At 52.3% G+C, this 15,736-nt stretch carries 11 protein-coding genes; 8 read left to right on the top strand and 3 right to left on the bottom strand.

Annotated features, from left to right (window positions below; all coding sequences use genetic code 11):
- Positions 1-519: 519 nt before the first annotated feature.
- From B036_RS0117880 to B036_RS0117910, 7 genes are all read left to right on the top strand, one after another.
- The gene (locus B036_RS0117880; protein ID WP_020570104.1) at positions 520-1,947 is read left to right on the top strand and encodes an anthranilate synthase component I family protein; all 1,428 of its coding nucleotides are present in this window, start codon (positions 520-522) and stop codon (positions 1,945-1,947) included.
- A gap of 191 nt (positions 1,948-2,138) precedes the next feature.
- Entirely contained in the window at positions 2,139-2,744 is a 606-nt protein-coding gene (locus tag B036_RS0117885) for an anthranilate synthase component II (protein ID WP_044103063.1), read from the top strand.
- Positions 2,745-2,980: 236 nt separating this feature from the next.
- Positions 2,981-4,183, top strand: a complete 1,203-nt coding sequence (trpB, locus tag B036_RS0117890; RefSeq protein WP_020570106.1) for a tryptophan synthase subunit beta — start codon at positions 2,981-2,983, stop codon at positions 4,181-4,183.
- A gap of 52 nt (positions 4,184-4,235) precedes the next feature.
- Complete coding sequence (gene trpA / locus B036_RS0117895) at positions 4,236-5,018, top strand: tryptophan synthase subunit alpha (RefSeq protein WP_020570107.1); 783 nt, start codon at positions 4,236-4,238, stop codon at positions 5,016-5,018.
- A 249-nt stretch (positions 5,019-5,267) separates the two neighbouring features.
- Positions 5,268-6,167 (top strand): tRNA (adenosine(37)-N6)-dimethylallyltransferase MiaA, encoded by a 900-nt coding sequence (gene miaA / locus B036_RS29910; RefSeq protein ID WP_020570108.1) that lies wholly within the window; start codon positions 5,268-5,270, stop codon positions 6,165-6,167.
- 152 nt (positions 6,168-6,319) lie between these two features.
- Positions 6,320-6,832 (top strand): GTP cyclohydrolase II, encoded by a 513-nt coding sequence (locus B036_RS0117905; RefSeq protein WP_020570109.1) that lies wholly within the window; start codon positions 6,320-6,322, stop codon positions 6,830-6,832.
- Positions 6,833-7,065: 233 nt separating this feature from the next.
- On the top strand, positions 7,066-8,217 hold the full coding sequence (locus B036_RS0117910) for a hypothetical protein (RefSeq protein ID WP_026232092.1): 1,152 nt from the start codon (positions 7,066-7,068) through the stop codon (positions 8,215-8,217).
- A 50-nt stretch (positions 8,218-8,267) separates the two neighbouring features.
- On the opposite strand, the gene B036_RS34160 is transcribed toward B036_RS0117910, so the two are convergent.
- Positions 8,268-10,331 carry a bifunctional riboflavin kinase/FAD synthetase gene (locus tag B036_RS34160; protein WP_020570111.1) on the bottom strand — a complete coding sequence of 688 codons (2,064 nt, stop codon included), beginning with the start codon at positions 10,329-10,331 and terminating at the stop codon, positions 8,268-8,270.
- A gap of 302 nt (positions 10,332-10,633) precedes the next feature.
- Here B036_RS34160 and B036_RS0117920 point away from each other — a divergent pair, with 302 nt between their 5' ends.
- Entirely contained in the window at positions 10,634-11,488 is an 855-nt protein-coding gene (locus B036_RS0117920; RefSeq protein WP_020570112.1) for a CPBP family intramembrane glutamic endopeptidase, read from the top strand.
- Positions 11,489-11,617: 129 nt separating this feature from the next.
- On the opposite strand, the gene B036_RS29915 is transcribed toward B036_RS0117920, so the two are convergent.
- Complete coding sequence (locus tag B036_RS29915) at positions 11,618-14,455, bottom strand: CotH kinase family protein (protein WP_245557485.1); 2,838 nt, start codon at positions 14,453-14,455, stop codon at positions 11,618-11,620.
- 224 nt (positions 14,456-14,679) lie between these two features.
- A complete protein-coding gene (locus tag B036_RS0117930; RefSeq protein WP_020570114.1) occupies positions 14,680-15,732 on the bottom strand; it encodes a response regulator in 1,053 nt (350 codons plus the stop codon).
- Positions 15,733-15,736 lie beyond the last annotated feature (4 nt).

The following is a 15,736-nucleotide window of genomic DNA, read 5'->3' on the forward strand; positions in this document are numbered from 1 at the left end:
AACAATTTGAACGCCTCTCTTCGGACTTCCGGGGGGAGGCGTTCGTGTTTGGGGTTTATGCCCAGCAGCAGTAGGCACATTGGGGCGACGGCGCGCGGGTATAGGGCAAAGGATTTTAGAAGCAGGGTTCAGAAATTGGTGATTGGTTTCAGCTGTTCCCACCCACTTAACGATTCGTTAGCCATTGGCCTCCAAGCGCCTTGTGGCTAGCTATGTTGGGTGGTTGTGCTCTGTAACGGTGTTCTTGATATAAGCCTCCTGAAACTGGAGTATACTAAGGGTCGAAAAACTGAGAACAACAATTTCTACTCCTTCCAATTTGGATAATTCCTTTTCATATCCCTACCTTGCACCCAATGCAAACAACAACCCAAAATAACTGGTGGTGGCTTTCAGATACTCTCCGAGCATCCTAAGCGGCCTTGTTTGTGTAAAACAAAGAAAATTTAAGCCCGTCGGATCGCTCCGACGGGCTTTTTTTGTGCCCGCTACGGAATGATCCGCACAACAACCTAACGTATGTCTACCATTATTGAAGCGCCGCCGGCCACCAAAATCAACGTTCGAACGAAGCGCCTGACGGCTGATCATCTGACGCCCGTCATGCTGTACCTGTCCGTCCGCGACCAGTTTACCGATCCGGTGCTGCTGGAATCCAACGAAAGCCGGGACAACGAGCATTACTACTCGATTGTGGGGCTGGAAACGTTGGCCTCCTTCACCGTAAATGAAGGCGTCATTACCAGGCAGCAGCTCGGCCAGTGGGGCCAGGAGGAAGCGGTCGAGCATGTCGATACGGTCTCCCGGCGGCTGCATGAGTTTCTGGGGAGTTTTGACATCAGTTATCCGGAAGAATTGCCGCTGGCCAAGCAGTTCAACGGCCTCATCGGGCACACGAATTTCGAAGGTGTCCAGTATTTTGACACGCTAAAATTCGACAACCCAAAGGTGCTCCGGGCACCTGACTTGCGCTATCACTTGTACCGCTACATTCTGGTGTTCCACCATTACCGGGATGAATTGCTGATCATCGAAAACCTGCCCGAGGGCGAAGAAAGTGGCATGGCTAAGGTAGAAGCCGCCATCAAACGCGGCGGCGGTGTGCACCCCTTTAAGCGGCAAGGCGAGGAAAGCAGTAACATGACGGATGAGGCTTACAAAGAGCTCGTCGCCCTGGGCAAACACCACTGTAGGGTAGGGGACGTGTTCCAGATCGTGCTGAGCCGGCAGTTTCAACAGTCCTTCCGGGGAGATGAGTTCCAGGTATATCGGGCGCTGCGGAGCATCAACCCGTCGCCCTACCTGTTTTACTTCGACTATGGCGACTACCGCATCATGGGCTCCAGCCCCGAGAGCCAGATGGTCATTGGCGGCGGCAAAGCCCGCCTCAACCCCATCGCAGGCACTTACCGCCGCACGGGAGACAAAATAAAAGACGATATCGCCACTCAAAAGCTTTTGGCAGACCCAAAAGAAAACGCCGAACACGTCATGCTCGTCGACCTGGCGCGCAACGATCTGAGCCGACACACCAAGCGGGTTAAGGTAAAGAGCCTTCGGGAGGTGCACTATTACAGCCACGTCATCCACTTAGTATCAACTGTCGAAGGGGAACTGGAAAATGAGGACCAGGCGGTCCGGATCTTCGGTGATACTTTCCCCGCTGGCACGCTTTCCGGCGCACCCAAGTACAAGGCCATCGAACTGATCAACAAATACGAGAACCAACAACGGGGCTTCTATGGTGGTGCCATCGGTTTCATAGACTTCAACGGAGGCATGAACCAGGCCATCCTGATCCGGTCTTTCTTCAGCCAGGACAATACCCTGTTTTACCAGGCTGGGGCCGGAGTAGTAGCGGCCAGTAACGAAGAAAGCGAGATGCGGGAAGTTTACCATAAGCTGGGCGCCTTAACGAAGGCGCTTGACAAAGCAGAAAACCTATGACAGATGCCAGATCCCGGAGGGATCAAATCGTTTTAACCCCGGACGAAGCCAGTGACGTAGTCACGGGCGCAGTCCGGGGATACCTGACTCCCGACCGCGCAGCGGTCTAACCATCTTTACCCCGGAGGATGCGAGTGCAAAGCACGAGCGTAGTACGGGGGGTGCGGGCGCAGCCCGCAGAATACAAACAAATGAAAATACTAATCCTAGACAATTACGACTCCTTCACCTACAACCTGGTGCAGTACATCGAAGAAGAAACCGGTCAGGGGATCGACGTCTTTCGCAACGATAAAATCAGCCTCGACGCCGTGGCGAAGTATGATCTCATCGTCCTGTCTCCAGGGCCAGGGGTGCCGGCGGAAGCCGGCATCATGCCAGCGCTGATCAAACGGTATGCCGGGGAGAAGGCGATATTAGGCGTTTGCCTGGGGCACCAGGCGATCGGAGAAGCATTCGGAGGAGAGCTGATCAATTTGGAGCAAGTCCATCACGGCATTGAAACCGAAATGGAACGAACTAAAACCGACGACATTTTATTTGCTGGAGTTCCGGAGAAGTTCAACGCCGGTCGTTATCATAGTTGGGTAATTGACCCGAAAACGATGCCCAAAGAACTGGAGGTCACGGCTACCGGAGAATATGGCGGTATAATGGCTATGCAACACCGGGAGTTCCCGATCTTTGGGGTTCAGTTTCACCCGGAGAGCATCATGACCGAGCATGGTCGGTTAATGATCCGGAATCTGTTGAAGTATGTTGCTGGGCTGGTAGTCCCGGAAGAACTTCCGGCCTAACGAGGGGTGTGGTGGCGATCCGGAGGATCCCACAGACCCCTCGTTTTCGTTGTTGCGGATTGCTCCAAAAACCTTTCTATGCACCTGCGGCAGCGCCCTGAAAAATGTACATATGTACTTGTACCCCTCGCTCAGAGAACTTAAAATGTACATATGTACTTATACCGCTCCAAGAAAACGTATAAATGTAGAAGTACGTCCTTAAAAACTAAGCTAAGTACCCCCAAACAAAAATCATGACAAAGAATCTCAACATAGACGTAGACGAACGCGGCTACTACGGCCGCTTCGGCGGTGCCTACATCCCCGAAATGTTGCACCCCAACATTGAGGAATTGCGACTGAAATACCGCAAAATGACGGCGGATCCTGAATTTAAAAAAGAATTTGATGCCCTGCTGAAAGACTACGTCGGCCGACCGAGTCCGCTATATTTCGCTAAGCGCCTGAGCGCCCATTACGGCACCAATATTTACCTGAAGCGCGAGGACCTGAACCACACCGGTGCGCATAAGATCAACAATACGATCGGCCAGATCCTGGTTGCCCAGCGACTGGGCAAAAAGCGCATCATCGCCGAAACCGGCGCTGGTCAACATGGCGTTGCCACCGCCACGGTGTGCGCCCTGGTTGGCGTAGAATGTATCGTTTATATGGGGGAGGTAGACATTGCCCGACAAGCACCGAACGTGGCGCGCATGCGGATGTTGGGCGCCGAGGTTCGCCCTGCGCTCAGTGGCTCCCGTACCCTGAAAGATGCTACCAATGAGGCCATCCGCGACTGGATCAACAATCCGGAGGATACCCATTACATCATTGGTTCGGTGGTCGGCCCGCATCCTTATCCAGACATGGTCGCCCGCTTCCAGTCCGTTATTTCCGAAGAGATGAAATGGCAGTTGCAGGAGAAAATTGGCCGGGATTACCCCGATGCGATCGTCGCCTGTGTTGGTGGCGGCAGCAACGCCGCTGGCGCCTTTTACCACTACCTGAACGATGATCGGGTGCGTCTCGTCGCCGTGGAAGCTGCCGGACTTGGCGTAGACAGCGGAGAATCCGCTGCCACCTCGGTGCTCGGCACCGAAGGCATCATCCACGGTGCCCGGACGCTGTTGATGCAAACCGATGACGGACAAGTAATCGAGCCCTATAGTATTTCTGCCGGACTCGATTACCCGGGGATCGGTCCACTGCACGCCTTTCTAATCGACTCCAAACGCGCCGAAGCCATCTCCGTTACCGACGATGATGCCCTCGCTGCGGCCCTCTTCACCGCGCGCACTGAAGGCATCATCCCCGCACTGGAAACCGCCCACGCATTTTCTGCCCTTGACCAGATGGATTACGGCCCGGATGACGTGATCGTCGTCTGCCTATCTGGGCGGGGAGATAAGGATTTGGCAGCTTTCACTACTTACCTTAACCAACTTGGTGAGTAGTTGAGTCAGTGACTCACCAACTCAATAACTGGCCAAAGCACAAACTGATATAATGAACAGACTAAGTAAGTTATTCAAAGAGAACACAAAAAACCTCCTAAACGTCTACTTCACCGCCGGCTACCCCAACCTGGACAGCACAGTCACCATCATCCAAAACCTCGCGGAAGCCGGGGCAAACCTGATTGAGGTTGGCATGCCTTATTCCGACCCAATGGCGGACGGGGAGACCATCCAGCAATCCAGTATGAAAGCCCTGCAAAATGGCATGACGCTGGATACCTTGTTTGCGCAGTTAACGGAAGCGCGACAGTACACCGAAATTCCACTGGTGCTGATGGGCTACTACAATCAGGTAATGCAATACGGTCCGGAAAAATTCGTCAAGACCGCGAAGGCGGCGGGCGTTGATGGACTCATTCTTCCGGACCTACCCGTTTTCGAGTACGAACAGGAATTCAGGGCCATCGCTGAGGCAAACGATATGCAGGTAACCTTCCTGATCACGCCACAGACCAGCGATGACCGGATTGCTAAAATCGGCCAACTCAGCACCGGCTTCATCTATGTGGTGTCAAGCAGCAGCATTACGGGCAAAAGCGGGGACATCACCGAGGGACAGAAGGCTTACTTCGCCCGCATCGATGCGCTGGACCTGCAACAACCTAAACTGATCGGTTTCGGCATCAGTGATGCTAAGAGCTTCCGGACGGCCTGCGAATACGCAAATGGTGCCATTATTGGGTCTGCTTTTATTCGGGCACTTAAGGACGTGGACGATGTTGGTGCTGCTACCAGAAGTTTCGTGGAGGGTATATTAGAGCCTGTGGGCTGAAAGCTCATGCTAGGTTGTTCTCACAGAGGGCAGCGCAGAGGGAGGCACGGAGGGAGCACAGAGGTGCATAACAAGCACTAAACCCCGTGCCAGAGATGTTGCCAGACGAGCGCCAGCGAGCAAAGCCGTCTCCCCTCTCCGGGGGAGAGGGGCCGGGGGAGAGGCGCACGAGCGCAGCGAGCACTCCCGTACGGCAGCTATTCTCCCCTTCACTAATTCTCCCCTTCACTAACGCTTCAACCCAACAACTTGACCCAACAACTAATAATAATCGGCGGCCCTACCGCCTCAGGAAAAACATCCCTTGCCATTGACCTGGCCCGTCATTTTGAGACGGAGATCATCAGTGGAGACAGCCGGCAGTTTTACCACGAAATGGAGATCGGGAACGCCCGGCCGACGCCGGCTGAATTAGCGGCGGCGAAGCATCATTTTGTCGCAGATCGTAGTGTGTTGGAACCGCTTTCGGCCGGACGTTTTGCAGCGGAAGCCCTGGCACGTCTTGAAACCGTTTTTAGTACGCAAGACCAGGCAGTGTTGGTGGGTGGAAGTGGACTTTACCTCAGGGCATTGTGCGAAGGCCTGGATGAATTCCCGGAGGTGACCGACCAGGCGCGAACGCAGGTGCAAAAACTATTAGAAGAGCAGGGTTTACCCGGCCTGCAAGCTGAGCTCGAACAACTGGATCCCGCTTACTTCGCTACCGTCGACCAGCAAAACGGCCGACGACTGGAACGGGCACTGAAGGTTTGCTATTCCGCAGGCCAGCCATATTCCTCTTTCCTGGGTAACCGGCCGAAACGCCCCTTCGACTGCGTTTACCTCCGTACCCATCCGCCCCGGGAGGTGCTCTACCAACGGATCAACCATCGGGTCGACCTGATGGTCGCCGCCGGGTTGGAGGCCGAAGCAAAAGCCCTCCTTCCGCATCGTGATCTGCCTTCTTTACAAACCGTAGGTTATCAGGAATGGTGGCCTTACTTCTCCGGTGAGTACTCCAGGGATCGGGCCATCGAACTGATCAAGCAAAACAGTCGCCGCTACGCCAAGCGACAGGTTACCTGGTTTGGTCGGGGAGAGCAATACGATGCCGTTTCGGATATGGGAGAGGCTTTGAAGGTTATTGCCACTAAGGCAGTAAGGCAGTAAGTTCCATACTAAGCAAAGAAATATGGGCACACGGTCCTTGCTTCCAAAACCTTAGTTTGCACCTGCGGCCCCGCATAATTTCTACCAAAAAATACACCTGCTCTTGCCCTCTTGCCATTGGCTTGTACTTTGCAACCCGACAACCCGACAACATGATAGTAAAACTAGCCACCAACGACCTTCGTACCCGCTACGGAACCTTTCAGGAAGCCCTCTACTACGACGGTCAGAAAGAATCTATCGCTCTTTACCGGGGCAAGCTGGAAGGTGCTGAAGAAGTACTCGTCCGGGTACACTCCTCCTGCATTTTTGGCCACTATTTCAACAGTATTGAATGCGACTGCCAGGAACAGCTGGATGGTTCGCAAAGAATGATCGACGCAGCTGACCAGGGAATTATTATACTACTCGATCAGGAAGGAAAAGGCAACGGACACTTTGCCTTGCTAAATAGCGTCAGCCATAAGCGTAAAGGTGAGAAACAAGCAGATGCCTACGAAGCGGTAGGTTTCAAGAAGGACGCCCGTAATTTCGCCGCAGCCGGCAAAATTCTCAAAGACCTGGGGGTGAAATCCGTTATTATGCTTACCGGGAACCCCGGTAAAGTAGCCACCCTGGAGGCGCAAGGAATCACCGTGGTTGGTACCAAAGCAATAGAGGCGTAAACTAATTATCGCACCGACTCGGGTAAGCACTCCTTCCATTAGCTTATGCTGGTGATGCGTTCACGACCACTCAAGGCCTCCGTGAATTGATTGTTATGCCTAAATCCGGCTTCCTCGTCCCTATTAATCGGTAGAGACCACTTCTTAGTGTATGTTTGCATTCATCTTCACCGCCACAAGGCGGTGGTTTGTACTAGTGGGGTGATCCACCAATCACTGTTCAACCCATCAATATGGTTCCTGCGCTGCTTCTTGGTCTTATTTTTTTAATACCCACCTGGTGGTTGTGGCAAAAGGGACAGCGTGCCTGGGCTTTCCTTCCGTTTTTTACTTTTCTGGTGGTGATCGGTTTTACGCTTGCCATTCAGCTGGACATCAGAAACCATCGTCAGACTCTATTTGATCTGGACGTACTCCTCTCGGAACTTAACCGACCTGACCTGTGGCTGGCATCTGATCTTACGAATCCGGAGGCGCGTCTGTTTCTGGCCAGCACCGGGAGTCAGGCACTTTACCGGGCCAGAGAGATTGCTCCTGAACGGCAATCAGACATAGATTCTACCCTCCACCTATTGGCCGAATGGGTGGCTAATCGTAATAACCTGCGCCAGTGGCGGCGGAACACCAATTGGGACCGGGAGGTCTATTTTTTAGCACACGCAGGTGCCACGCTTGGCCATTATCAACTGGCTACCGGGGAGCTCTCTTTTGAGCGCTCTTTTAAGAATGTGGGGGATCACCTGGGTAAAAGACTGGAACGTGGCCGCTATAAACATCTTCCCAGCCGGCCCGACGAAGATTTCTATCGCCCTGCGGATAATGCTGCGGCACTCTATGCATTGTCTCTTTATGACAGCGCTTACGGAATTAACTACGCGGCATCCAACTTCAATGACTGGGCAGCCTATCTCAGTCACGAACTGTACTTTGAGGAGTCACGCTTACCCTGTGCAGCCTTCAGCTCTACCAGCCGTTGTCAGCTGGATCCTTCTGCCGTTGCTACGGGACTTTACATCGCCTATCGGGCTGCTGCCAGGCCGGAAGCTGTAGACAGTGATATTCCGTGGCGGGAGTGGTTGCATTACTTTGGTAAAACCTCTCTTAGTCCCTTTTCTATGAGTATCCGACCAAACATGAGAGACAACCAGGCTACCCGTTTTTGCGACCAGGGAGCGTACCCTCTGCAATGTAACAGGTACGAGACAGCAGTAGGTCTTTGGGCCGCTGCAGAATATGGTGGAGGCTACTCTTATTTCCGGCTTTACTCAGCCTATGCACTGCGCCGCTGGTTTTTTGATGCACCCAACTATGCTGGCATGAGTGCAGGCAACCGGGTGAAAGCTTTAACGGGGGTAGCGCTGCGCGGCATGGCTACGGGTAAATAAGCCCGCCTGGGCCCTTGGGGCGACGACAGGGTAAATCAGCAATCACCAAATTATTCTCCACGGTCTTCCGGAACAGGCAGGGCCTTCGCTCTTGGCGCTCCCACCATGATTTGCTTGCGGTAGACATCCGTAAACCGCCGGTGACCCAGCAGGTAATAATGAAGGATGATGCTGTCGGCTACCCGGCCAATCTCGGTCCGGTCCGGACCAATGCTGGCAGCCTTGATCTGTTGCCTACGCTCCCTGCGACGATTTAGCCAGCGGCTAAAATTCCTATAAAAATCAAGGTGCGCCCTGAAGATAGAGGTGATGTGTGCAAAATTCCCCTGTGAAAGAAACAAGAGTGCGGCAACACCATCCAACGAGAGTCGAACGGGCAGCCACCACAACAAACGGGTAGTGGGCTCATTCTTATAAACCGTAGTCAGCGTGTTTCGGAAATTCAGGTAGGTCTTGCGTGGCGTATTATAGTTGAGGGTGCCACCGCCAACGTGGTAAACCACCGACCTTGGCTCTACCATTATCTTGTATCCTGCGCGTTTCATCCGCCAGCACAGGTCAATTTCCTCGGCATGGGCGAAATATTCCGGCTCGAAGCCGCCGAGTGCGTGGAACAAGTCTGCGCGGCAGAAGAAAGCAGCGCCCGTGGCCCAAAATATTTCAGCGCGGCCGTCGTACTGGCCTTCGTCCCGTTCGGTATGGGTAAAGAGACGCCCACGACAAAAGGGGTAGCCCAGGTAATCAAGGTACCCACCAGCTGCGCCAGCATATTCGAAATTATCGGGATTGGCTTCAGAAAGAATTTTGGGCTGAACAGCCCCAACCGTCGGGTCCTCAAACATCGGGATAATGGCCTCTAACCAGCCCCGCGTAACCCGAACATCACTATTGAGTAAGACGTAGACCTCGGCTTTTACCTGCATCATGGCCATATTATAGCCATTGGCAAAACCGTAGTTTTCTTGCAGGCAGATAAGTTCCACGTCCTGGTAGTTACTGCGCATCCATGCTACGGAGTCGTCCGTACTTAGATTGTCAGCAACGATGACCCGGGCGTAAGGTGGCAGATTTTTCACCACCAAGGGGAGGTATTGCTCGAGAAAACTCCGACCGTTGTAATTCAGAATGACTACCGCGGTATCGGGCCCTGAGGCATCCATTTGAAGGGGAACCAGGTCCGTTTTTTTACCGAGCACTGCGCAGGCGGCTATCTCGTCGGCAGCGAGTTGAGCCTTTAAGGCTTCGAGGCCATCGAGTTCGAGGTCATCACGAAGGTGATCAACAAAGGAAACGGTAATGGCTTCTCCGTAGAGGTCTTCGTTGAAGTCGAACAGGTTCAGTTCAATGGTTACACCGCGTCCATCATTGAGGATGGGGCGATCGCCGATGTAGAGCATTCCGTCGTATTCCCGGTGCTGCCACACGGCCCGTACGGCGTAAATGCCGTTGGCGGGAATCAGCTTGAGTCGATGGTAAGGCCGCAAATTAGCGGTGGGGTACCCTATGGTACGACCAATCTTCTGACCTTCAATTACTTCTCCACTTAGCTCAAAAGGTCGGCCCAGTAACGTATTTGCCTGCCTGATTTTTCCTTCGAGCAGCGCATTTCTGATTTTGGTGGAGCTGACCGTAATGTCGTTTACTTCCTGCGCATCGATTTCAATTACTTCATAGCCCAGTTCTTTCCCGTGGTGGCTTAGCAGGGTCAAATCGCCCATTCTGTCTTTGCCGTACCGGTGGTCGTAACCGATGACAATGCGTTCTGGCTGAAAGTATTTAACCAGGAAATTACGGATGTACTCATCTGGCGTTTGTTCGCTGAAGGCCCTGGTAAAAGGCACGATGACCAGGTGGTTAATACCGGCTGCGGCGCATTGTACTGCCTTTTCCTGAGTAGTGGTGAGTAGCCGGAGGCTGTCATCGTCTGGTTGCAACACCGTCCGCGGGTGCGGATCAAAGGTGATCACTATGCTTTCACCTCCCCGTCGTTCCGCCAGGCGGCGGATTCGTGCCAGCAATTGCTGGTGCCCGCGGTGTACGCCATCGAAGCTGCCAATCGTGATGACGGCGCGGCGAAAACGGGGCAGGTTGTCGAGCTGGAAGTGGGTTTTCATTCGGAATGGGCGAAGATAGGGAGCCTGGTTGGTTTTGCATTTATTCGGAGCGGCTTTTTTGGCGCGGCCGCAGGTGCACAGGGAAGTTTTCGGAGAGCAGGGGGAATGAGAACAGGCGGTAAGTAAGTGTGAAAGATTTGCTGCCCGTCGGCCTTTTCTATAGCCAGGTCTATGTCCCAGTAGAGCTGTTGGCACACAACTGTGCGTTTTATAGATACCTTGCAAACATTAGGAAGTTGGTGGGACACATCTTAATTTTGCTTCCTTCATCTATCAATATTTACTCGCCGTAAAAGACTAAAATGCAACTATCGTCATTTGAACGAAAAAAAGCGTGGGGAACGATAACTATATTTCTGATCATCGTTTCGATAATAAGCGCATTGGTTCATTATGCAATTGTGAAACTATACCCTTCCAGATTATACATTGGTGGTCTTATGTGGTGCCCGGCTGTGGCAGCGATTATCACGTTGAAAATCAGGGGTAAATCTATTTCTTCAATTGACTGGGGGTGGGGTGATTGGAAGTATATTAGGTTATCTTACGCTATTCCGGTGCTATATGTTTTTGTTACTTATTTTTTAATATGGATAGCAGGCTATGGCGATTTAGTTGATGGTGAAAAAGTGTTGGTCTGGGCCAATGAAATTGGATTAGTCGGAATTGGAACTTTAGACCCCGTTCCTGCAGTGATTATAGGTGTATTTCTATTGGGGACGGTTGGGGTAATACGTGCTATGGCAACAACCTTGGGGGAAGAAATTGGCTGGCGAGGATTTTTCATTCATAAATTAAGGGAGGTGTTGCCCTTTACGGGAACTGCTGCTTTTAGTGGAGTAGTTTGGGCTGCGTGGCATTGGCCGTTAATTGTTTATTATGGGGATAATATCGCCTTAGAGTTCGCTACCTTTTTTGTAGTGATAATATCCATGTCATTTATCATGGCATATTACGCCTTTAAGGCCAGGAGCCTGTGGCCCGCAGTGGTTTTTCATGCAGTAAGTAATGTGTATATTCAAAAAATATTTCCTCCGTTAACCACAAGTGTTGATGGAGCAGACCATTGGCATGGTGAGTACGGTATTATGTTCGCAGCTGTAACTTTTGTCTTTGGTGTTTACTTTTGGAGGAAAGCTGTAAGAGAAGGATTGTAAATGGCCAACATTAAACGATGATCGTTTAGGGACTTCCGAGGACAAGTACACGTATATGACAATACTTAGTGGAGATTGTTAACTTCACTAGCTTCCTGAAACTATGAGGTGCGCTTACAGTTATTCTTTTCACCGCCGGACCACCACCTTGTAAGAATCCATCCGCTGTCCGTCAGCAACGGAAAGGAGGTAAAGCCCTTCCGGAAGCCCACCAGCATTAATCTCCAACGTAGTACCATTCCTGACTAGGATCGCCTCCCGCACCGACCGTCCATCCGCGGTCATCAACCGAAATTGAAGATCACCATCGTAAGCCTGCTCCAGACGAACGTTTAATAGACCCCGAACCGGATTAGGAAACAAGGTCAGCTCTGCCCCGGTCAGCGGAGTAACCCGCGTGCCAGTGGTGCTATTCATGGCATTGAACGTAGGCATCATATCCTGAAACTCCCCCGTTCCGTTCGGGAAACGGCCGTGGGAAACGTCAGCTAGCTGATCGGCATAGGTGACACTGTCCACCAGGGCCGTGTCTGCGTCAACCAACAATAGTGTTTCACCTCCTGCAGCCAGCCTGAAGTTGGCGTGCAGCCCGTCCTGATCCCCGTCTTCGTCGGCCCAAATGATGAGGTAGTCGTTGCCGGCAATGGAAGTGCCGGTAGGGAAGGCCCACTTCGTCGCATTACCTGGGTCGTCCGAGAGATGGAAGCCATCTAGGGAAAGGGCGTCAGTCGTGTTATTGTACAGTTCGATCCAGTCGTCAAACTCTCCGTCCTGATCTGCCTGCGTAACTTCGTTGGAGGCCATGAATTCGTTGACGACGAGATCGCCGGCCAGCGGACTAGTCGGCAGCGTCGGGTCATCCGGATCGGTGATGCCTTCGGTATTCTCCCCGTTGAAGGTAGGTGACATGTTTTGGAATTCACCCGTGCCATTAGGGAAACGGCCGTGGGAGATATCGTCCTCCTGGTCTACGTAGGTGATGCTGTCAACGATGGCCCCATTGGCATCAACCAGCAGGAGGGTTTCTCCGCCGGCAGCCAGCCTGAAATCAGCGTGCAATCCGGCCTGGTCCAGGTCGCCATCAGCCCAAATGATGAGGAAACCATTACCGCCAATGGCACTGCCGTCGGGGAAGGTCCACTTAGTCAGGTCGTCGGCATCGTCGGTGAGGTGGAAACCATTCAGGGAAATGCTTTCGCCGGTGTTGTTGTACAGCTCGATCCAGTCGTCAAATTCACCGTCCTGGTCCGCCTGTGTAGTATCGTTGGAGGCCATGAATTCATTGATCACCAGATCGCCCGCCAGGGCGCTGGCGTTGTCGACCCGGTAGAGGAATACATCGTGTTCGGCACCTTTGGGTTCGTAGGTTACGGTCGCGGCAGCATTAGCCGTAATTGCTTCAATGTAGTATCGTCCGTAGGTGCCGGAGGTCAGCGGAGGAATGGTTCCGCCATATTGTCCGTCAGCTGCAGCCCCGTCATTGTGCTGGCCGTCATCGAACATCTCTGTTTTATCGAACGGCCCGGTTAGCCCCACGCCGTAGTGGAGCCAAACCGATGCAATGTTAACCGCCCCGTCGACGTGAGCCACCACGTCTACTTCATTGGTTGTCGTCGGAGTTTGCCACTGGATACCCTCTACAGCATAGGATACGTTCTCCACCGTCAGCGAACCCATATTACGCAGTTCCGGAGCGTTCATGATCGCGCTTCTTCGGGTTATTACCGCTTGCTTCAGCCCTCCAATCGCTGCCCGGAATTGAGCGTAGGTATAGAATTTTTTGGGGTCTTCGTCCACCATGTTGTCGATCAAGTCTGTCCATGCGTCAATCTTGGGATCTATATAGCCCGGCGTGAAATAATCGTTGAGGATAACCCTGACGTGCGCCAGGTAGCGCTGACGAATGGAAGGCACGGCCAACATCCGGTTCAGCAATGAGAAATTTGGATCGTTCTCATGGTAGAAGAGGTTCCAACTTATGGCCCTGGTCCCCAACACACTATTACCATCATATTCCATGGGTACAATCCTGCCGGTCTCTGCTTCGTAGTACACAAAATAGTCGCTACCGCCTTTGTTGATGTAACTGTCGTCATCACCAAAAACGATTTCGTGGGCTAAAAACCAACAGGTTTTGTCAATGTCCATCACCTTAGCAAGCTCCTGCTCTAAAGTCACCAAAGGCTCGTTATTGAGTACATCACACGCTTCAATTAAGCTGGCCCAGGGATCGGCTTGTTCTGTTCGTTTGAGGATATAATCCTGGTTGTAGTCAGAGCTGTCCGGGCCATTATAGTTCAGGGACGATCTCCCGACGCCAAACCTCCCACTTCCGGGGCCACCCTGGCCAATTCTTTCTGCGCGCCAGATGGTGCCATCATTGCTCAGGTACCACTCTTTGATGTAATCCGAGTCGAATTGCTGGATACTTTGATACGGGCCCCAGTTCACGCCATTGATCTCCAGACCGACGTAATTCGCTTTCAAACTCATGTAATAGTTGTGCCCGATGTTATTGTAGAGCACTTCCTTCATGGAAGTATTGTCCTCCCAGCCACAGTTCAGGTTGAAGGTGTTGTAACCATCAACGTCCTGGCCGTCAATGAGGTAATCAAGGGTGATGTTGAATGACTTCTTTTCGGAGTTGTTCCGCCGGTAGGACGTTTGGCCTTTAAAGCGTACGCCCACGCTGTCGTACCTGACGCCGTCTATCCAGCAGGTTGCCAGCAGGTCGGTACCCGATTCGTAGTTGTTTTCAAGCAGCGTCCAATAGTTCTGCTGGTTAAATTGAAGCTTGACCTCATGTACTTCGTTCTGGCTGTAGAATCCTGTTTCATTCTCACCACCGGCCATTAGCATTCGCCCGTCAGGCGAAATGGACCAGGACTCAGGCAGCTCCTGAGCGATTGACGGAAGGGTAAAAAGAATGGCGAGTGTGGAAAATAGGAAGTAGTATCTTGACATCATGATAGCTTGACGGGTAATATCGCGGATGGTTTAATGCATAGTACGGACTTTTTACTTGATTACACGGCCTTTCAAGCTATAGTGTACTGGTGCATACCAGAATAATCTGGCGCGGACGCAGGTGCAAAGAAGGGTGGAAGGGTACATTGCTTCTCTTACCTCTTCATTGCACCTGCGGCCCCGCATAATGAGCACCAGCGCCACCGAAAATATTCGGACATTCCTTACACCAATAATCCCCGCAGCCCCACTACGTCCTTAACCATAATGGTCTTTCCTTCGGTAGTCAACAGCCCTTCCCGCTTAAAATCGCTCAAAGCACGTATGACGCTTTCTTTGGTCGAACCCACCATCTGTGCCAACTCATCTCGCGATAGCTCCAGGGGTTTACTCTCATACTTCTCGTGCAGGTCACAAACGACCAGCGCGGTACGGCGCCGGACACTGTCGTAGGCCTGGTGGACCAGGCGTTCACTATGCTCCACTAACCTGCCTGCGAGAAGCCGCATCAATGCCTCGGTTACCGACCGATCGGTATTGATCAGGTCCATAAGGGTTTTGGAGGGAAGCATTTGGCAACTGACCTCCGTAATGGCCTTCGCGGTATAGTGGAACGGAGCCCGTTCCAGCACGGTTGGAATGCCGAATATTTCACCTGGCCCCAATTCCGCAATAACATAATCCCTGCCGTATTCGTGGGACCTGCTCAGGTGTACGTTGCCGCTGTTCACCCGGTAAATGAAGTGTGGGAACTCTCCCTCTCTTACGATGGACTGGCCATGCGGCACTGTCCGCTCTCTGCCGGAATCTGAAAAGGCTTTAGCCAATGCCGCCGCACCTCCATCCGGGTCACTGAGGTGTACTTGTTTTTCGGATGTAGAGGAGCCAGCCCCACTGCGTAAGGCTGCTTTTTTTAATCTGGTACGGATGACCTGCAATAACTCATCCTTATAAAAGGGTTTGGTGATATAATCATCAGCACCGAGGTTCATGCCCCGCCTGATGTCTTCAGTCTCGGTCTTTGCCGTGATGAAAATAAAGGGTATGCCGGCAGTCCTTTCGTTTTCAGAAAGCAAATTAAGCACACCGAAGCCATCCAGTTCGGGCATCATGATGTCGCACAAGATCATGTCCGGTGGATCTTGGATACAGGCTTTTACGCCTTCCAGTCCGTTTTCGGCAGTGGTAGCGTGATAGCCGAAAAGTTCAAGAATTTCCGCCAGGTTCTCTCTGACTTCTTCATTGTCTTCAATGATGAGCAATCGTTGCTTATCCATGTAT

This window comes from Neolewinella persica DSM 23188 (assembly GCF_000373105.1).
GTDB lineage: Bacteria > Bacteroidota > Bacteroidia > Chitinophagales > Saprospiraceae > Neolewinella > Neolewinella persica.

Bases quoted from the DNA above. Each gene is read 5' to 3' on its own strand.
- B036_RS0117880 (WP_020570104.1), top strand. From the start codon at position 520: ATGTCTACCATTATTGAAGCGCCGCCGGCCACCAAAATCAACGTTCGA.
- B036_RS0117885 (WP_044103063.1), top strand. From the start codon at position 2,139: ATGAAAATACTAATCCTAGACAATTACGACTCCTTCACCTACAACCTG.
- trpB (WP_020570106.1), top strand. From the start codon at position 2,981: ATGACAAAGAATCTCAACATAGACGTAGACGAACGCGGCTACTACGGC.
- trpA (WP_020570107.1), top strand. From the start codon at position 4,236: ATGAACAGACTAAGTAAGTTATTCAAAGAGAACACAAAAAACCTCCTA.
- B036_RS0117905 (WP_020570109.1), top strand. From the start codon at position 6,320: ATGATAGTAAAACTAGCCACCAACGACCTTCGTACCCGCTACGGAACC.
- B036_RS0117910 (WP_026232092.1), top strand. From the start codon at position 7,066: ATGGTTCCTGCGCTGCTTCTTGGTCTTATTTTTTTAATACCCACCTGG.
- B036_RS34160 (WP_020570111.1), bottom strand. From the start codon at position 10,331: ATGAAAACCCACTTCCAGCTCGACAACCTGCCCCGTTTTCGCCGCGCC.
- B036_RS0117920 (WP_020570112.1), top strand. From the start codon at position 10,634: ATGCAACTATCGTCATTTGAACGAAAAAAAGCGTGGGGAACGATAACT.
- B036_RS29915 (WP_245557485.1), bottom strand. From the start codon at position 14,455: ATGATGTCAAGATACTACTTCCTATTTTCCACACTCGCCATTCTTTTT.
- B036_RS0117930 (WP_020570114.1), bottom strand. From the start codon at position 15,732: ATGGATAAGCAACGATTGCTCATCATTGAAGACAATGAAGAAGTCAGA.